The 18776-nt window shown below is 37.6% G+C and carries 20 protein-coding genes; 9 read left to right on the plus strand and 11 right to left on the minus strand.

Features of this window, described 5'->3' with window-relative positions:
- The first annotated feature begins 22 nt into the window (after positions 1-22).
- Both O4O04_RS01080 and O4O04_RS01085 read left to right on the plus strand, forming a co-directional pair.
- Complete coding sequence (locus O4O04_RS01080; protein WP_272531401.1) at positions 23-865, plus strand: alpha/beta fold hydrolase; 843 nt, start codon at positions 23-25, stop codon at positions 863-865.
- Positions 866-899: 34 nt separating this feature from the next.
- Positions 900-3569 carry an autotransporter outer membrane beta-barrel domain-containing protein gene (locus O4O04_RS01085; RefSeq protein ID WP_272531402.1) on the plus strand — a complete coding sequence of 890 codons (2670 nt, stop codon included), beginning with the start codon at positions 900-902 and terminating at the stop codon, positions 3567-3569.
- A gap of 73 nt (positions 3570-3642) precedes the next feature.
- On the opposite strand, the gene htpX is transcribed toward O4O04_RS01085, so the two are convergent.
- The 5 genes from htpX to O4O04_RS01110 are packed head-to-tail and all read right to left on the minus strand — an operon-like array spanning position 3643 to position 9382.
- Positions 3643-4530, minus strand: a complete 888-nt coding sequence (htpX, locus tag O4O04_RS01090; RefSeq protein ID WP_272531403.1) for a protease HtpX — start codon at positions 4528-4530, stop codon at positions 3643-3645.
- Positions 4531-4565: 35 nt separating this feature from the next.
- The gene (locus tag O4O04_RS01095) at positions 4566-5405 is read right to left on the minus strand and encodes a hypothetical protein (protein ID WP_272531404.1); all 840 of its coding nucleotides are present in this window, start codon (positions 5403-5405) and stop codon (positions 4566-4568) included.
- Positions 5402-7006 carry an NCS2 family permease gene (locus O4O04_RS01100; RefSeq protein ID WP_272531406.1) on the minus strand — a complete coding sequence of 535 codons (1605 nt, stop codon included), beginning with the start codon at positions 7004-7006 and terminating at the stop codon, positions 5402-5404. Before O4O04_RS01100 ends, O4O04_RS01095 begins: the two co-directional genes overlap by 4 nt.
- Positions 6996-7481, minus strand: coding sequence for a ClpXP protease specificity-enhancing factor SspB (locus O4O04_RS01105; RefSeq protein WP_272531407.1), 486 nt, complete (start codon positions 7479-7481; stop codon positions 6996-6998). Before O4O04_RS01105 ends, O4O04_RS01100 begins: the two co-directional genes overlap by 11 nt.
- A gap of 23 nt (positions 7482-7504) precedes the next feature.
- Positions 7505-9382 carry a polysaccharide biosynthesis protein gene (locus tag O4O04_RS01110; RefSeq protein ID WP_272531687.1) on the minus strand — a complete coding sequence of 626 codons (1878 nt, stop codon included), beginning with the start codon at positions 9380-9382 and terminating at the stop codon, positions 7505-7507.
- A gap of 93 nt (positions 9383-9475) precedes the next feature.
- On the opposite strand from O4O04_RS01110, the gene O4O04_RS01115 reads away from it, so the two are divergent.
- Positions 9476-9961 (plus strand): STAS domain-containing protein, encoded by a 486-nt coding sequence (locus tag O4O04_RS01115; protein WP_272531408.1) that lies wholly within the window; start codon positions 9476-9478, stop codon positions 9959-9961.
- Positions 9962-9969: 8 nt separating this feature from the next.
- On the opposite strand, the gene O4O04_RS01120 is transcribed toward O4O04_RS01115, so the two are convergent.
- Both O4O04_RS01120 and O4O04_RS01125 read right to left on the minus strand, forming a co-directional pair.
- Positions 9970-10860: an acyl-CoA thioesterase gene (locus O4O04_RS01120; protein WP_272531409.1), complete on the minus strand. Its 891-nt coding sequence runs from the start codon at positions 10858-10860 to the stop codon at positions 9970-9972.
- Positions 10861-10869: 9 nt separating this feature from the next.
- Positions 10870-11454 (minus strand): TetR/AcrR family transcriptional regulator, encoded by a 585-nt coding sequence (locus O4O04_RS01125; RefSeq protein WP_272531410.1) that lies wholly within the window; start codon positions 11452-11454, stop codon positions 10870-10872.
- Positions 11455-11576: 122 nt separating this feature from the next.
- Here O4O04_RS01125 and O4O04_RS01130 point away from each other — a divergent pair, with 122 nt between their 5' ends.
- Both O4O04_RS01130 and O4O04_RS01135 read left to right on the plus strand, forming a co-directional pair.
- Positions 11577-12269, plus strand: coding sequence for a nitroreductase (locus tag O4O04_RS01130; RefSeq protein ID WP_272531411.1), 693 nt, complete (start codon positions 11577-11579; stop codon positions 12267-12269).
- Positions 12270-12335: 66 nt separating this feature from the next.
- Positions 12336-12653 carry a hypothetical protein gene (locus O4O04_RS01135; RefSeq protein WP_272531412.1) on the plus strand — a complete coding sequence of 106 codons (318 nt, stop codon included), beginning with the start codon at positions 12336-12338 and terminating at the stop codon, positions 12651-12653.
- A 63-nt stretch (positions 12654-12716) separates the two neighbouring features.
- On the opposite strand, the gene O4O04_RS01140 is transcribed toward O4O04_RS01135, so the two are convergent.
- The 3 genes from O4O04_RS01140 to O4O04_RS01150 form a co-directional block, all read right to left on the minus strand.
- Positions 12717-13133 carry a hypothetical protein gene (locus tag O4O04_RS01140; RefSeq protein ID WP_272531413.1) on the minus strand — a complete coding sequence of 139 codons (417 nt, stop codon included), beginning with the start codon at positions 13131-13133 and terminating at the stop codon, positions 12717-12719.
- Positions 13123-13638 carry a hypothetical protein gene (locus tag O4O04_RS01145; RefSeq protein WP_272531414.1) on the minus strand — a complete coding sequence of 172 codons (516 nt, stop codon included), beginning with the start codon at positions 13636-13638 and terminating at the stop codon, positions 13123-13125. Before O4O04_RS01145 ends, O4O04_RS01140 begins: the two co-directional genes overlap by 11 nt.
- Before the next feature lie 62 nt (positions 13639-13700).
- Complete coding sequence (locus O4O04_RS01150) at positions 13701-14561, minus strand: AraC family transcriptional regulator (protein WP_272531415.1); 861 nt, start codon at positions 14559-14561, stop codon at positions 13701-13703.
- A gap of 249 nt (positions 14562-14810) precedes the next feature.
- On the opposite strand from O4O04_RS01150, the gene O4O04_RS01155 reads away from it, so the two are divergent.
- Positions 14811-15743: an NAD(P)-dependent alcohol dehydrogenase gene (locus O4O04_RS01155; RefSeq protein ID WP_272531416.1), complete on the plus strand. Its 933-nt coding sequence runs from the start codon at positions 14811-14813 to the stop codon at positions 15741-15743.
- 9 nt (positions 15744-15752) lie between these two features.
- Here O4O04_RS01155 and O4O04_RS01160 read toward each other — a convergent pair whose 3' ends face one another.
- Positions 15753-16361: a glutathione S-transferase family protein gene (locus O4O04_RS01160; RefSeq protein ID WP_272531417.1), complete on the minus strand. Its 609-nt coding sequence runs from the start codon at positions 16359-16361 to the stop codon at positions 15753-15755.
- A gap of 121 nt (positions 16362-16482) precedes the next feature.
- On the opposite strand from O4O04_RS01160, the gene O4O04_RS01165 reads away from it, so the two are divergent.
- The 3 genes from O4O04_RS01165 to O4O04_RS01175 all read left to right on the plus strand — a co-directional run bounded on the left by O4O04_RS01165 (position 16483) and on the right by O4O04_RS01175 (position 18437).
- Positions 16483-16824: a hypothetical protein gene (locus tag O4O04_RS01165; RefSeq protein ID WP_272531418.1), complete on the plus strand. Its 342-nt coding sequence runs from the start codon at positions 16483-16485 to the stop codon at positions 16822-16824.
- A gap of 28 nt (positions 16825-16852) precedes the next feature.
- The gene (locus O4O04_RS01170) at positions 16853-17692 is read left to right on the plus strand and encodes a bile acid:sodium symporter (protein ID WP_272531419.1); all 840 of its coding nucleotides are present in this window, start codon (positions 16853-16855) and stop codon (positions 17690-17692) included.
- A 121-nt stretch (positions 17693-17813) separates the two neighbouring features.
- On the plus strand, positions 17814-18437 hold the full coding sequence (locus O4O04_RS01175; protein ID WP_272531420.1) for an NlpC/P60 family protein: 624 nt from the start codon (positions 17814-17816) through the stop codon (positions 18435-18437).
- Positions 18438-18776: the final 339 nt, after the last annotated feature.

Genomic DNA, 18776 nt, shown 5'->3' on the forward strand with positions numbered 1-18776 from the left:
ACTTATGTTTTCTTATTGTAGGATGGAAGGAATCATTTCCACACCTCTCACCGAAATAGCATACCAATCCTTTGGAAGGAAAGATGGTAAACCGATCCTTTGCTTACACGGATGGCTAGACAACTCTTCAAGTTTTGAGCCAATAGCTCCAATACTTGCTGATCATGGATATTATTTAGTAGCAATTGATTTTCCTGGACATGGTAAATCCGGTTGGCGTTCAACAAAAACAATATACTCCTTTGTGGATTTTATCGCCGATATCAAAGCAGTGGTAGACAGTCTAGGTTGGGAGCATTTTTCGCTATTAGGTCATTCAATGGGTGGCGGACTTGGCTCTCTATTCGCAGGCAGTTTTCCAGAACAAGTAGACAAATTGATATTAATTGAAGCACTTGGGCCAGTCACTCGTGAACCGAGTGAAGCTCCTTCTTCTCTTGCAAATGCCATCAACCGTCTGTTAAATGGAATTGACCAGACGGACTCATCTACCTTTAGAAGTTTGGAATTGCTAGTCAACCTCCGTCTCAGAGCAGGCGCTATGAAAAAAGAATCAGCAGAACTCCTAATGAAACGAGGAACAGAAAAACTAGAAGACAATACTTATAGATTGCGTCGTGATCCCAGATTGAATCTTCCATCATTGGTAAGATTGACCGAGGAACAAGTTTTGGAATTTCTAAAAAGGATTTCATGTCCTGTGAAAGTGATTTGGGGGCAAACTGGATACCAATGGGAGAAAAAATTCCTTGCTCAAAGAATTGGATCCATCGCTAATATAATTGAGGTGACATTAGAAGGAAACCATCATCTTCATTTGGATTCTCCTGATGAGGTTTCCAAGGAAATTCTCGATTTTTTATAATTGTTTCTTTTGACGGCAAAGATTGGAGATTCAATTGTTGTATAGGATGATGGTTTTAACTAGAAATTTTTTTCTTCTGATTGTATTGGTATTCTTATTGGGACATTGCGCACCAATACCTACAAACTCTTCTGAACAATTTCTAAATGCACTTGGATTTGCAAACTACGGGTCTCAATCCTTTCAATTGGGAGGTCGAATATCTGGTCTGCAAGGAACGGGTCTGCAAATCAGCAACTCGATTTCAGGAACGAACTTAGCGATAACAGATAACGGCAACTTTGTATTTGCTGAACCGATTTCGATCAATCAAGCATACAACATAACCATAACCAATCAACCAACTTCCCCTGCGCAAGAATGCGTTGTTACAGGAGGAGAAGGAACTGCATTAGGCAATATTGAGACAGTATCAATCAACTGCGATATTTCCAGATTTAGTATTGGAGGAACTGTCGAGAACTTAAAAGGTAGCGGATTCCAAATCAGTCTTAATTCAGTACAATTTTTATCGATAACCTCAAATGGAACTTTTGCTTTTCCTGATACCTTTATTTCGGAACAAACCTATTCGGTGACCGTTACGAATCAACCAACTAGTCCACCGCAGACTTGCTTGTTAGAGAATGCGACGGGAACAACCTCAAATAGTAACATCACAAATATTAGAATCAATTGTTTGGATCAAGCCGTAGTTGCATCAGTGAGTCCATCTGGGCTTACCATGACTGCGACCGCCCCGATTGTGATAACTTTTAATAAAGCAATGCAAGCAAATAGCTGCACCATTGAAGGATCGATTGAAGGCGATAGCCATACAGAAACTTGGTCAACGACTAGTTCAGCAAATGATACTTTGACTCTAACTCCAACCGCAACTTGGGGACTTGGTATCAACCGTAATCTAATCATACAGAATTGTTTGGATGTTGATGGTCTCTTAAGTCTCAATGGCTTCAGTTTGCGATATGAAGGATTTTTCTCGATTACTGCTACAGTTGATGCGATTCGGTATGTTTCTAATTCGGGAAATAATGCAGCCAATAATTGTACCAATCCTGCAAGTCCTTGTCTTACAATTGAATACGCCTACAATCTACTCACTGGAGTTGCTAATTGTGCGACCAATCATGATTGCGCTGTATTCATTCAATCTGGGAATTATTTTCCAACTAACACCATTGCTTTAAGTGAAGGTGTATCATTGATTGGAAGTCGGAGTAGCAATTTTTTCTCTTCGACGTATCCAAATACTGTTACGGGTATTTTTGGTAATAGTATTACAGGATGTGGAAATCTTGCTTCCAATTATTGCAGAACCATACTAGTGCAAAATGTTTCCAATCAAACCCAGATTAGTTCGATGGCTGTCCTCGGCAAACCTTCGGTCGAATTTGCAACTGCAATTCAAGTCGGTAACTCAGGTAACGCAAACTTACGAAGCCTTCAGATCACAGTGAATGATACCAATCTTACAGGATCAAGTCCTGTGGGTGTTTTGATTAATGGAACTGGCCTCACAGTCAATTACAATTATCTCTACGTAGAAGGAGGGAATGCAACGGGAACCGGAAGCACCACGACCGCTATGCTAGTTGATAATTCTCCGAGCATAAATTTGACAATGACTGGATCTGTCCTTGGCATCAAGAATGCAAACACAGTTTACGGATTTCGTCTCCAATCAACGAGTATTGCAACGATTAATCTATACTATATATCCAGTAATCGGAACAATGTTGGATTTCTTCCAAACTCCGTTAGAAATCTCTCTTTTGATGGAAATCTATCTCAAGTCGCTTTCAATCTAATCTATTCAAATATTCAATCATTCAATGCCAATGAAACTTCAATCGCAATCGATTGGAATAGCACGAATGCTCCAACAGCAGTGCAATACCTTTTAAGCAACAATATTACAACTGGTTCGATCTCGTTAGGAACTGGTCAAGCGATTGGAATAAACTATCAACGATTGGCTGGAATCTTACTCAACAATCGCATAGTAGGTGGAGAATTTAGTGGAGCAGGATCTCCGACTATAAATGGAATCCGATGTTCGATTGCAAATGATGTAAGAATCTGGGGTAATAGCATTGCCTCGGGCAGAGGCTCTTCTAGCCACTCGGCAGTGTTTCTCGGTGCTGGATGTTCGGAAGCCTCGATTCTCAATAATAATCTTGCTGGCAATAGTGATGGAAGCAGTGTTTGTATACTCGCAGACAATTCCTATGCAAATGGAGCGATTACCAATAATAATTTCCATTCTTGTGCCGGTGCTCACTTCAGAGTAGATGGTGGAACTCCAGTCAATTACTTCGTGTCGAATTGTGCAGGCACTGGAACTGGGAATTTAGCTTCTGGTGCAGGATGTACGAACACTCTGTCCGCAGCTACGGCAGCGACAGTGGCAGGCAACATAGATCAGAATGCATCCTTTCTCAATACGGGATCGGGAATTGATTTGTGGAATTGGGATTTGAGACTGAGAACCGATGGAACAACTCCTTGCATACTATCACGAGGAGCAAGAAGCCTCACGCCACTATTGGCGATGGGCAATCCTGCATATCAATATCTTAGCTTAGATATAGCAGGGAATACAAGAACACAAACTAGTACAACTGGAATAAACAATTTACCTGTTGATGCGGCTGGAATAAGTATAGGATCTTATGAAAATGATGGCTTCTGCCAAAACTAGAACAGCTCTATTCGTGTTTTAAACCAATAGAGCTGTATTCTCAAAAAAGAAAACGATTATTAGAATGTTCTAATCAGTATCGATTTCTCCGTAGGGCATCAATTCGATCTTCGAGCGGTGGGTGTGTTGCAAACAAAGCCATCATTTTACCTTTACCAGAGATCTTTAATGAAGCAAGGGCTGCACCGCGTTCATCTTCTGGAGCATTTGCATATTTGCGTAATTTTTCTAATGCAGCAATCATAGATTCACGACCGGCAAGCTTTGCTGCACCTGCATCAGCACGAAATTCTCTTGCACGAGAAAAATAATTCACAATTATGGATCCAAGAATTGTGAATAAGATATCCAAGACAATAGTCGATGCAAAACGAACTATAAATTCTAGATCTTCTCTTACCATACGTCCAATCGCAAAAGCAATGACGCGCGACAAGAATAATGTGAAAGCATTCACGACTCCTTGAACTAGTGTCATCGTCACCATATCTCCGTTAGCTACGTGGGATACTTCATGAGCAAGAACACCGTCAACTTCAGATGTATCCATATAATTCAGGAGACCCGTAGAAACCGCAACTAAGGAACTGGATTTTGTAGGGCCAGTGGCAAAGGCATTGATTTCTGGCGAATCATAAATTCCGACTTCTGGTGTTGGGATCCTTGCAGCAGCCGCAAGCCTTTGCACTCTCGCATATAAGTCTCTTTCGACCCCGACAGCTTTATTCGGATCAATTATTTTGACTCCCATCATCCATTTTGCCATTACTTTTGAAAGGGCTAATGATATGAAAGCTCCGGCAAAACCCCAGATAGAACAGAATATAAGCAGCGATGTAAAATTTATTCCTTCTGCTTCCACCCAATGCCTAACTCCAAGTAAATTGGTTATGATGGAAATAGTAACAATAATAAGAATATTCGTAACCAGAAACAGTCCGATTCTTTTAAACCAAGTCATAGATTTTATGACCTCCTTTATATCCATTAGACTGGCTACCTAGACTTTTTTGCCAAGTAGGATTCCAAAATTAAATCAGCCTCGCTAGAACGAAGCCAACCTTTATCTCGGAAGATTTCTATACAGACTTCTAGAGAATCCGATGGAACATTTCCAAAGAAGGAATGAAGTTCAGGATAGCTTAGATTAGAACCTTTTTTCTGAATCAACTTTTCCATTTCGTCTGCAAAACTCGAAGCAATCCTCAATTGAACAAATAGCATTGTGTAGTTTTCGAGAAAGCTCAAAAATTCCGTATCAGAATCCTCAACAGCCAAACCGAAAGCATAATCGTAAATATTCATATCTTCCGAGAAAACCTTTTTTATATCAGAGCCGAGCGACTTGAAAAGATGCAACATTCGACTTGGGTCAACCGTTCCGCTCTTGGTTAGCATTTTGATATGTACTAAATCAATTCTTGCAATCAATCCTTTCGCTGGCTCGAGATTCCATGTTCGTGAAATTGTATTCTTTAACAAAACCGCATACTGTGCCTTAGATAGATAACTCCAATAGGAGCTGATCAGATCAGGCGCCGGTTTATTCAGTAATTTGGCTTTGTGAATTGAAGTAATCTGACAATAGAATAATTCCGTAAGTGCCGCATGAGAAAACATTGGATTCTGCAAAATGGATTTAACAATATATTTATCTGTCACACGAAAATAATAATCCATCATATAAGCGAATCCTACATCTTTCTCAATCTCGACAGAAAGAGTTGCTGGATGGATCTCACTTAGTACGGATTCAATTTTCTTTAACTTTGGAACCGGTTCATAAACCAGTTCTAGTAATTCTCTTATCTTATCTGGATTACTAGATATTGTCATTCTTTTCGTGGACTCAATTTAAAATAAGATGCAATAAACATTAGAACAGCAAGCAGAATATATGCGATCGTAAATTTTGAATCATAGTACAATCGAAATTCAGTTAAAATTGCATTCCCAGAAAGCGTATATGCATGGATGATACCAACGAGACTCAACACTCCACCCGCCAAACACCAAATTGACGCTTTTTTGAATTGCCTATCGATAATAAAAACTGTAATAGATGCCCATACCATAGCGGTAAGAAGGAATCCTTGAGACAAAGACAATACTCCATCTAAAGCATAGGGAAGAATCGGCTGCGACATAGACACATTGGACATCCAGAGATTATGAACTCCACTCACTCCTGATTGGGACAAAATTGTCTGCAATTGATTATCTGCATAAATGAAAACACTTTGTACCATTAGCACAGCCCAACCAGCGAGTGCGGGAAACAATCCTACAACAACAGCAGGCGCATGATTTTTTGGAACCGATTGAAACGCTTGAGCTCCGATCACAATTCCGATCCATAGAACAATAGCCATACCAGCTTCAATCGGAATCAAAGCTGAGATAAGTCCAATAAGACCAAATAGAGATAGTACTGTGATGAAGGCTCCATTTAACACAGAATAACCGATTTTTGCTCCGAGACCTTTCCATCCTGGATGTCCAATGTAAATCGTCGTTGGGAAAGGAGAGCCAAACAAGGAACCTGCAATCGTTCCAATCCCATTCACTAGCAGAGATGACTTGGTATCATAGGAATCTCCAGCAGCGTCCGCTGACTCTAGGTTTTGGAGAGATCCAATCACATTGAAAATTCCCATAGGAAGAATTACTGCAAAATAGGCGGATAAGTAGCTTGGTTCTAATACTGAGAAAAGTTCTGATATATAAATTTTTGGAAACTCAAAACCGATTGTTGCTGTGGCAAGAGAAACCTGTTCCATCTGCATCAAAGGCGTTCCCCAGATCCCACTTAACCAAGCGAGTCCAGTTCCGACGATTACCGCAAGAAGACCACCTGGAATCATAAGTGGGAATTTGACATTGGCAAAATACTGTACCAAAATAATTCCGAAGGGAATAAATCCAACTAGTGGATTCTGAAATGTGCGAAGTAAAAAATCCATTGATATAAAAGTGATCGCAATCCCAGCAAGTGATGAAAGTAAAGCTGCCCTCGGAGTTGAACGTCGTATCCATCCAGCAACGAAGGATCCTCCTACTTCAATCAATCCTGAAAGAAAACTAGCTAGAATTCCTGCCTTCCAAGCCGCAACATAATCACCAGTTTCCTTATAAACGGGGAAGAGAATAAAAAATATAAATGCAAATAAAGATACCGTATTGATTCCATAGGGAAGGGCAGTCACATCGTCTCGACCCTCTCTTATGCCAAGTCTATACGAAAGCCATGCATAGAATAAATTACCAATTAACAGTGAGACTGCGATACCGGGCATTACAACTGATGTGATAAAAGCGATTGGAAACCCACACAACCATACACAGAGAGCGATGATGACGAGCAATTGAATGAGATTGTCAATCATCAATCCAAAAAAACCATCGATATCTCCACTGACGAAGATCTTAGGTCTCATTTTTTTTGCCTCCAAAATCTACACGAATCACATTGCCATCGTTAGGTTCGGATGGCATTCTCTCTTTTACAGCTTTTTTGGTAGACTCAGCTTTGGATTCTGATTTTGCTTCTGACTTATCTTCTGAGACAGGCGGAAGCATTCTCAACTGAACCAGGGAAGTCTGACTTTTATCATAGATACGAAAAACACTATCCCAAGGAATGATTACTGCTTCCCAATTATATCCGAATTGCAGTTCGGCAAAAAGTTCTGTCTCGAGGGATTGAACATTTCTTACAGCTCTTGGTCCAAAAACCAAAATGATTCCCGATTCTTTTTCTTCTCCAACAAGTCCACGATTGCCAATCTTCAATTGAGGGTGCGGTAGGACATGGAGATAAAAAGTTCCAAATCGTTCCCAATATAGATTAAACAATTCACTCTTAAAAGAGCGAATGTTTTTCAATTCTTCAGCCGTAAGTTCGCCGTCCATGCGTTAGTCCTGTAAATTCTATTTTATAATGGTATTTTTCTTGTGGTCTGAATATAATCATTGTGTACAACATATTCTGGAACCAATTCTTGAAATAGTTTATATATTTCTGCATCTTTGTTTGCTTTTGCCATGCTAAACATTGTATTCAATTTATTCTGGAACAAAAGAAGGTTGTATGATTGGAGTGGCGCTGCAATTCTGATTTTCGGATGGTGGGTTTTCTTGATTCCTTCTTGATCAAGCATCAATTCTTCGAATAGCTTCTCACCTGGTCTAAGACCAGTATATTCAATCTTAATGTCTTTGTTTGGAGTGTAGCCAGAGAGCCGAATCATCTCTTCTGCAAGATTGGATATTCTTACAGGTTCTCCCATATCCAAAATAAAAATCTCTCCATGCTCACCCATGGAACCAGCCTGCAAAACCAATTGGCTTGCTTCTGAAATTGTCATAAAATAGCGAATGATATCTGGATGAGTGACAGTGACCGGTCCACCACGTTTGATCTGCTCTCTAAACCTCGGGATAACAGAACCATTAGATCCCAAAACATTCCCAAACCTTACTGTTATAAATTTTGTTCTTGAGTTAACAGAAATATGTTGCAAATACAATTCGGCTACCCTTTTGGATACACCCATTATATTGACAGGGTTGACTGCTTTGTCTGTCGAGATAAGAACAAATCGTTCAACTCCCGTTAGCCGAGAAACGTCCGCCAGGTTTTTGGTTCCCATAACATTATTCAACACAGCTTCACTGGAATTGATCTCCATCATCGGGACATGCTTGTAAGCGGCCGAATGAAAAACAACTTGAGGTTGGTGGACTTCAAATACATGTGATAGTCTTGATAAATTTTTTACATCAGCAACAACCGGATGGATCTTAGTCTTGTTTGTAAATCGATTGCGCATTTCATATTCGATTTCATAGAGCGGAGTCTCAGCTGCATCCAGAAGAATCAATGTTTCGGGCTCGAAATACATGACTTGACGACACAACTCACTTCCAATCGATCCGCCGGCACCCGTAATGAGGATACGCTTTCCTTTTAAGTAAGATTGAATATTCTCAACTTCTAATTTTACAGTAGATCTCCCCAGTAAATCTTCCACTTCAACTTCTCTAAGCTGCTTGATTTTAGGTGCATCCAACAGGAGTTCACCTAACCCAGGTAATATTTTAAAGGGAACTTGGCATTTATCACAGATTTTTACAACCTGCGTAACAAATTTTCCGTCAGGATGTGACATTGTGATAATGACTTGCTGGACGGAATTTGACCGAATCGCATCTTCTAGAACATCTAAATTTCCGAGAATTGGAACTCCTTGTATATGACCTCCAATTTTGCCTTGGTCTTCATCGATGAAACCGACTGGCTGAAAATTCAATTCTTTATGTCGACGGATCTCGCCCAAGAAGGTTGCGCCAAGTTTGCCTGCACCGACCAAAATTACAGGCTTTGTTCCTGCAGTATTTCGATTCGCCTTGAAAATCTCATCTCGAATCATTCTCCAAGAAAAAGAACGAATGCAGAGAAAACTTAACAATAATAATGTGTCTAGAATCGGAACCATTCTGGAAAGCTGTGAAAATCTATTGTAGAAGAGCAGCATGGTCGTCGATACCAAAGAAGAGAGAAGGGTAGTCTTGATGATTTCGACTAAGTCATGAATGGATGCATAAGACCAGATTGACCGGTAGATCCCGGAGAGTAGAAAAATGACAGAGCGAACGCTAACAACAATTACGAGTGAAGTAAAAAATAAATTTCTATCCTCCAAAAAAGAAAAATTTTCGTATCGGATCCAATGGGCGAGGAAAAAAGATACGACCATAAAGACAAAATCAAATGGGAAAACTAAATATCTTCTACTGAAATTACTCATAATAGTGTTTCGTAGTTCATTCTCAACAATGCAGAAAGCTTGTAAACAAAAGAAGAAAAGAATTGACTCTAAAATCTCACAAAGGATACAATTTCAATGTTGAAATCTACAATTATTAATTTGCAAGGGATACTTTCTGCCGATTTGGGTTCAGAATTTTATCTTGAGACGAAGAAACTCTTTTCAGAAGACCGCTATCTAGTTCTATTGGACGCACAGGAATTGAAGTCTATCGATGAAATCGGAATTGGTTTTTTGGAGAAAACTGCGTCCGCTGCCAAAAATTCCGGAAGCCAGATTGCTATTTGCAATTTAGCACCCTCACTTATAAAGATTTGGAATGAATCCAATCTAGAAAGTTTGATTCCGAGCTTTCAGACTAGATCTGACGCAATCCAACACTTGGAACAATTTATCCATGCTCCTTCTCAGAAAAATACGGATCCGAGCTTGGTATATTGTCCTGCATGCTCTGTCCTGCTACGAATCAAGAATTTTGGAAATAACTCATGCCCAGCTTGCGGAAATAAATTCTATATCCAGCAAAATGGACATTTGACTTCTTACGAAAAATTAGCATAAGCGAAGGTCTATTCCAGTCTGTATTTTTTCGTTTTGTCATAAAATTCTTGAGGGACTCGGCAGGGCTTAGACGCCGACAATTTGACAAAAAGCTGTTCGTCTCTCATACTAGCGAGCAATTTCCCATTGGCATCCCGAATGTCTTGCCTGAAGTAGAAACGGATTTTCTCAATTGAATCAATCCAGCTTTCCATAGTGATGATGGTTCCAGGTTCTGGAAGTTCAAAAATTTGAATATTCGCATTCATAAAAAATGTTGTTACATCGATTTCCATGTCTGCACCTATTCCAAAAACTTCCTTAAAGAACAAAAACCTTCCTTCTTCGAAAAACTTCCAAACTGCAACAGACGATAACGTCCAAAATATATTTAGATCATTGAATGGAACTTTTATAGAATGAGTCAACGGAGTTAATTGTTCTGGCCTCGTATTCATTTGGATATTGAGCGTGTGATATTCCAGTTGCGATGGGTCAATCTCAATCTTTTTTCCAGCAGATTCGTCTATTAGATTATTCGGATCTATACGCAAAGATTTTACTTGCAAAGGTTGATTTTTATTATCCATTAAATAAGAATTCGATTTTAAATCACATACAGCCTTCCCATCCTTATCTTCAATTAGATGATTCCAATGAATGAGCCCCGATGAATCTTGGTAAGCACTAGTACGAACTTTTAACTTAGAACCAGCAAATTGTTGGTTGAGGAAGCGAACAGTGGTTTCATTTGCGATAACTTTGTATTTCAATTTTAAAAGTTCGTGAATTGACAATCCTATCGAATCTAGAAGATCCATTCTACCTGCGTATGCAAAGTTCTCGTATGTTCTGCTAGTCACATGACGATTATAATCCAAGTCAAAAACTTGCGTTTCAATAAATATTTCTTTATACATAAATGTTCCTTATTCTGAATATAGTCTGCCCGCTATTAAAACAAGATCATCAATGGCATTTGAATCTCCTGTAAGTCGCCAAGTTTGCATTACGCCTTCATAAACAGAAAAAAGCAATCTTGCCTCTACTTTTGGATTGATGGAATCTGAGATCAGTCCTTTCTTCTTAGCCTCCAGAAGATATTTTTCTAAAATTTGAAGCGTACGAGATGTTACATCCTTTATATCTAAGAGAATATCTGGAGCCTTATCTGCTATTTGCGATCTAAAATTTGCCATTGCACAACCGTGGATGTTATGCTGCTTGGCTTCTCGTTTCAAAAATTTACACCAATATTTAACAAAGTCACGAGGGTTTGAATAACGATTTGCAAGACCTTCTAGAAGCATAAGATTTTCTCGGGTATACTCGCGTAGAATGCATCTTCCTAATTCTTCTTTAGAAGGAAAATGTTGATAGAGACTCGCTTTGACAGTTTCGGCCTCTGATACAATTTGATTCAACCCAGTCTCACCATATCCTTGGCTTAGAAATAATTTTTTGGAAGTTTGGATGATTCGATCCCGCGTACTCAATTTATTCGCTTTTGACATTTGAACATCCCTCCTTAGAAATTATTGAAGTTATAGTAAATTTTATTTACATACATACCGGTCAGTCTATTTTTGGTGACAGGATCATTTTGTCTATATTTTTTTATTAGGAGTTATATACTATGGAAGAGTTTATAAATGTTGAGGAAAAGGCGATATCTGTCGCTGAGGCCATTATTACCAGACATAGCGTGCGAGAATTCAGCCAAAAAGCAATCGAACAATCCGTTTGGGACGAATTACTGAATTTGAGCAAGCGAGCACCTAGTTGGAAAAATTCTCAACCCTGGAAACTGAGAATTCTGCAGGGCAAGAGTAAGAACAAGATGGCAGAATCATTGGTTAATGCAGCCAAGGCGGGTCCGCCGAGTCCTGAAAACCCATGGCCAGAAAATTACCCTGCTGATGCCAAAAGAAGAATGTTTGATCTTGGCATGAAAATATATGGGGTGGCAGGAATTGATCGCAAAGACAAAGCTGCACGAGATCAATTCATGTTGAACAATTTTAAATTTTTTGATGCCCCGGCCGCAATATTTATCACAACTACTTTCGATTTAAACTTCTATGTTGGAATCGATATTGGATGCTTCTTGCAAACAATCCTATTGTCAGCACGTGCGCTTGGGCTAGGCACTTGTCCTCAAGCAGCACTTGGAGCTTTTCCTGATGTAGTAAGAAAAGAATTGGAATTGCAACCAGAAGAGAAAGTTATCTGCGGATTGAGCATTGGTTACCCCAAAGAAGAATCACAACTAAATCGCTACCACACACCCCGCGAACCCTTAGAAAACATGGTTCAATTTTATAATTGACGATCATAGATGGGTTAGGAAATATATTATTTCCTAACCCATTAAAGTAACCACTCTGGAGAATCTATGTATAAATTGATTGCATTAGGATTTTGTATTTTCATGGGCATGACAGCAGTATCTCTCGGCTTTGGGGCAATTTATCCACCACTGAATTCTGTTGCAAAACCACTTGTATGTCCTAATGGGGAAATGACTTATAATAGAAGTTTCTCCAATCCGCTTCCTGGTAAAACTTATATCCAGGCAATTTGGCTCTGTGAAGATCCTCAGGGAAGCATCCAACCCATTAGCAATTTTCTCATAGCTCTATATGCTGGAATTTTTTATGGTTTCCTAATATATATTTTTTTCTGGATGATCATTAAGCTCCGTAGAAAATAAAATCCGTTGAATTATTCACTCAAGCTTTCATTAACTCATAAATAGATTCTAATATTCTACATTTCATTTTTCAATTTCCTGTTTTCTCATTTTATCGATAAAATCAACTCCGAAGCTTAATTTTTTTGCAAGAGGAGAAGCTGGATCTATTACCCTCCAAAAAGGTATAACCTCATCTATTGGAAATCCGTTGGTAATTCTTTCCATTTCGCGTTCCGCTATCACTCGTGTAAAAATTCCCGTAGTAACAGGGCAAGTAAAGTCCGCATTTTTTGATTTAGCTAGCTTTTGGCGGAGTTCCTTAATAGTTAGAAATTTACCTTTTCTAATTTTTTTAATTTCGGAACCAATTTTTTTCGGATTAGAGATCAAAAGTCTACTTCCTTCAGGAACATCCGCAAACCGTTTCGTTAATATCTCTATTTTTTCCTCCGTTTGAGACTGATATTTTTCTTCCCAAGTTTTGATTTTATTTCCCATTTTGCCTCTCCAATTCTGTTTTCAAGTCTGCTAGATATAGATCCATTGTAGAGTTTAGATCAATAAATATTTTCGCAAAAATTCGCATCCAAGGGGAAGGGTAACTTACTGATTCAACGAAATCTATTTCCGTTTGACTATCATTCAATGATTTAAAGGAACCAGTCCAAGTAGCAGAAAATCCTTTAGTTTCAACGATCTCCATTTTCCATGCGATCGATTCTTGGATTGATACAGTTCTGAATTTGATTTGAGGACCAGATTTCGGGTATTCTATCCATATTTCTTTGGCTTTAGTAGTATCTAATACTTCAATATTATTGATATCAGATCTCCAATTTTCTTGTCCTTTGATATCTCGGACTGTTTCCCAGACGCGGATTATCGGGTGATTCAAAATTTCCGATTTCTGAAATTTCAAGTTTTCTGGCAATGTCAGTCCCCAGGCATACAGCAATCCAATAAGACTCATAACCGAAATTGCTACTACAATCATTGTTTTCATAATTCTCTCCTAATTCAATGATAAAGGTAACTTGGAATTTTGAGTTGACGAATCTTGCTTTTTTAAAGATTTTCAATCGGAATAAAAATGTCCGTGATACAGTCTTTTTCTCTATAAAAAATTGGACTTTGAATGTATTTCTCAAAAATCATTCCATCTACCAATCTATAGCGATCAGCCTTAAGAATTCCATCGTATATCAATGGATAAACGACATCTAAATATTTAAATTCACTGGAATATCGAAATTTTAAATAATTTCCGGCTTCAATATATTTATTTATAAAGCTTTGAAATAAATCTCTGCTATCAATCGGGAACTCATAACACGCATCTAATAAGAAACTTTCATCATCAGTGATATCTGGATTATTCAATATAATTCCATAAAAATTATCTTCCTTTGAAATTTTTCTTTTTTTATTTATTAGTTTGACAAATTCTTTCCATGTCTTTCCGATTTTGTCGACCGAACTTGTATGTCTCATGCTTATTATGGGAATTGATTTCTCAATTCTCACAACCTGTGGAGATGAAAGTTTCTCTTGAGCGATAGCCATTCGTTTGCTATCAGTTTTCTTTGCTTCAAGAAGCTTGGAAATATTTTTCTTCTTTCGAAATTTATCAGGACTCAATCCAAAACTTGATTTAAATCTTCGAATAAAAGTCTCTGGATTCTCATAACCAACTTCAAAAGAAATATCTCCTATAGGAATTTCGGAAACATGAAGCAGATGCGCCGCTCTTTCAAGCCTGATTTTTTCTTGGTATTCCCTGGGTGTATAGCCAGTTACTGCTTGAAAAATACGGTGGAAATGGAAAGGGGAGAAAAAAGAAGATTTAGCTATTGTTTCCAGCTTAAGCTTTTCTGAATAATTTTTCTCAATAAATGCTACAGCAAGTTGGACCGATTCGATCTGCATTGAATTTGATTCCAAAAATAAGTATTTTTTTATCCTATTATAAAATTTTAGTTTACAGTGTAAACTAAAAATCCTTGACAGAATTACGCGATACCAATAATGTCAAAATCTAGGCTTACGTTGTAAGCCTAGATTTCAGTTTGATCAGTAGAGAATTGCTAAGGAGAATTTTTAAATGTTGTTATTTTTACTTTCGATGCCATTAAAAAACAAATCAGAACCAATCATTCAAAAAAAGGATAAGAAAAAATGAAAGTGATAATCTGCGAAAAATATGGACCTCCAGAAGTATTGAAAATTACAGAGATCCCGAAGCCAAATCCCAAGTCCGATGAACTACTTGTCAGAATCAAGGCAACAGCCGTCAATTCTGGTGATGTGCGAGTAAGAGGACTCGCTGTGTCCGGATTTATGAAATTGATCATGCTCCTTGTTCTAGGATTTAATAAACCTAGTAAATCTATTCTTGGAACAGTCTTCTCTGGAGTAGTTGAAGAAGTTGGAAACAATGTTCATAAGTTCAAAATCGGGGACGAAGTGTTCGGAATGAGTGGATTCCAATTTGGAACATACGCTGAATATATTTGTATTAAGCAAGATTCAACTGTATGCTTAAAACCAATAAATGGAAGCTTTGAAGAGGCTGCTTCGATTGTATTCGGAGGTTCGAGTGCATACTATTTTCTCAAGAAGGCAGGTATCGATATTTCTCCAAAGAAAGTCTTGATCTATGGGGCAACAGGCTCCGTCGGAATTGCGGCAGTGCAAATGGCAAAATACTACAATGCAGATATCACAGCCGTTTGCAGTGAAGCTGGTTTTGATTTAATTAAATCTTTAGGAATAAAAAATATATTAAATTATAACAACGACTTCATTGAACAGCTCTTTCAAACAGGAGAAAAATTCGATATTGTTTTCGATGCAGTTGGAAAGATATCAAAAAGAGATTGCGCAAAAATTCTATCAGCAAATTCAAAATTCATAACCGTCGGCGGATTGGATGTTGCAGATGAAACTTTACAGCAAATGGAATTCCTTAAGAAACTCTTTGAGGAAGGTTTCATCAAACCTGTGATAGATAAAATATTTAGTTTAGATGAAATTGTAGAAGCACATAGATACGTCGATTCCGGAAGAAAGAAAGGAAATGTTGTCTTGAGAATTAATAATAATGAATAAGGGACTAAGTCAATTTTCATACATTCGAACATATCCATCAATATTTTCAATGCGTTTTAACCATGCTTGTATAGATGGATATTTTCCTAGATCGAATCCCCCCTCATCTGCAACATGAGTGTATGAATACAAAGATATATCTGCCAAACTGATTCTATCTCCAACAAAAAAGTCTTTTTGTTCCAAATGATTATCCATAATAGTTAATGCCTTGTTTCCACCAGATTGTTTACTTTCATACTCCGCGAATCGCTCTGATGGAAGTCCTAGATACTTACTGATAAACCGAGCAACGGCAATATAGGGTTCATGACTGTATTGTTCAAAAAATTGCCATTCAAGCATTTTATGATAATCAAAAGGATCATTTGGAATCAATTCACTGCCTAAAGATAAAAAATTGATTATCGCATTGGATTCAGATAAATACTTTCCATCCCTTAATTCGAGAACAGGCACTTTGCCATTTTGGTTCATGATCAGAAAATCTTTCGTTTGAGTTTCATTTTTTAGAATATCAATTTCAATCCATTCATGTTCAATTTTCAAAATTGACGTAGTCAAAATGATTTTATAACAATTCCCAGATTTTCTATCTCCGTAAATTTTCAATTGCATTTTCCTCTTTATCAGATATCAAACATTTTCGTTTTACAAGTTTTGAGTCAAATCTGTAAAGTATGCATTGAGACAGAACTGTAAAGTATGTATGAGTACACTCAATCTGGGAATAGCCTTGATGAGACATAAGATTGATTATGGGAAGTTGCACCTTTTTTACAAATCAAACTCGATCCTATCTTATTTTAGAAAGTTAACTATATCGGGATTCCATATTGACAGAAATATCAACCATACAAAACGTTCTACTATGATAATGATTGTGGTTAAATCTGTTTTGATTTTAGTTGGTTGCATTCTTGGTTGCGGTGTTCTTGGTTTTTTGATACCATTCATTATTGCTTTATTTGATCCAACACAAAATCCAGCCTGGTCATTCATTCCGATGATAACAGTTCCGATTGGTTTTGGAATTGGTTTCTTTTTGGGAATCTATCTGATCTTCCGTTTCTATGTTTAATCATTCTCCGTAAAATCAATTTTTTTCTATGTTGATGCAAATCGTTCTCATTATTGTGAGTTTTTCATCCATGTATGCACTTGGATTGAGTTTTCATTTTCAAGAAATAAAATCAATATTTCGATTTTGGAAATCGACTCTTGGAATCCTACTGTACAATTTTGCAGTTCTTCCAGGAATAACCTTTTGGATATTGAACTATTCAGATTTCGATCCAGAAATTTCTATAGGGATTTTCCTTGCGGCAGCAGCACCAGGTGGTGCGTCTGCGGCGATATTTGTACTGCGAGCAAAAGGAAACCCAGCATTCGGCGGATTGCTCATCATCTTATTGAATCTATTCAGTACAGTCATAACACCAATTCTCTTTGCCTTGTATTCGGGTATTGAATTATCTGCTGGCTATTCTGTCGCAAAGAAGTTACTCATTGTTAGCTTTTTAATTCAAGGCCTTCCTTTGATTGTTGGAATATGGAATCGAGCGAAATTTTTATCTCTATCAAGGAGATTGTTACCAATAGCGGTTAAAGTAAGTAATTTTTCCTTAGCTATTGCAATAGGAATTTTGGTTGTTTATTATTATGATGAGCTGTTTAGTTTCGGATGGATTGTTTGGTCGGTAATCCTAATCGTAATTTTTATTTCTATCATCAGCGGATTATTCTTTTACAATCTTGATACAAGTTGGAAAGCTTCAATCTCAGTAGTGACTTCTGTTCGAAGTTTGTCACTTGCATTATTGCTGTCTGAGATCCAACTCAAAAGTCCAACCACCCTTCTTGTGATTTTGGTTTATGGATTCTTGATGTATCTTCTTACAGAATTGTCAGCTAGAATTTGGGTTCAAACTGCTCATAAAAATACATAGATAAAAGTTTTGTTGTCTGATTTAAATTTCTTTCTTTCTAAAGGATGGTATCTTTAAATTTCAAAAGCCTATTAATGTAGAAACTCATTTTAGTCGAACATAAATATAGGTACCTTGCAACATGAAGTTTATCAAATCCATTTCTTTTTTTCTTTTAATTTTTGTTGTAACCTTCAATCAATTCTCAGCTCAGATCTCCAAATCCAAAAAACAAGAATTGATTCGATATGCTCGTGAGATGAGTTCTAAGCAAATCAAATACGGAGAAACTTGGAAACCAAATGATCGAGAGCTAAATTACGTTATGGATTGTTCGAACACATTGCTCTATAGCTACGATCGTATTTTTGATGTTAGATTGCCTCGCACTTCTCTAGATCAATTCAATTACGTTAAGAAAAATGGTAAATTCCATGCTTCGGAAAATTTGATCAATGGTTCTGGAGAAATCGATATTGATAAAATACGAAAATCATTACAAATTGGCGATATACTATTTTGGGAAAACACGTACAATGTGTCCCACAATCCGCCCGTTTCTCATGTCATGATCTACCTCGGCAAAAACAAAGATGGGCGAATGAAAATGTTTGGAGCGGGTTCCTATGGATCTGGTGAACAAACGACCAATGGTGGGATTGATGTTTACGTTTTTGATCCAAACCGTTTTATGGGATGTGTCAAAAGCTCAACCGGAAAATGCAAAATCAACGGCCGTTTCATCGGATATGGTCGGATCCTATAGTTTGCAAAATTCTCTATAATTTTTTTACGGGAATCTTTTCCATAAAATCTGCGCATTACTTCCCAAAATTATTGAACTGAACGCATTGAATTCCTGGAATACTGCCTGTAAAAACAATCGACGTACAGAAAATAACCGAAATCTTGGTACAAGTTTTGCTATGTTAATTAGCAAGAAGCAATTTCGTGAAACGTTTTCAGTAATAAAATGTCGAAATGATGACTGATTGATATATTTCTAGGCATTTTGTTTAAATTGCTTGCACATTCATCAGAAGTCCCTTGTAGGTCTGATTTGATTACTACTTTCCGAATTTTGCCACCCTGGTAACAAGGTAAA

The organism is Leptospira sp. GIMC2001 (assembly GCF_028462125.1).
Taxonomy (GTDB): domain Bacteria; phylum Spirochaetota; class Leptospiria; order Leptospirales; family Leptospiraceae.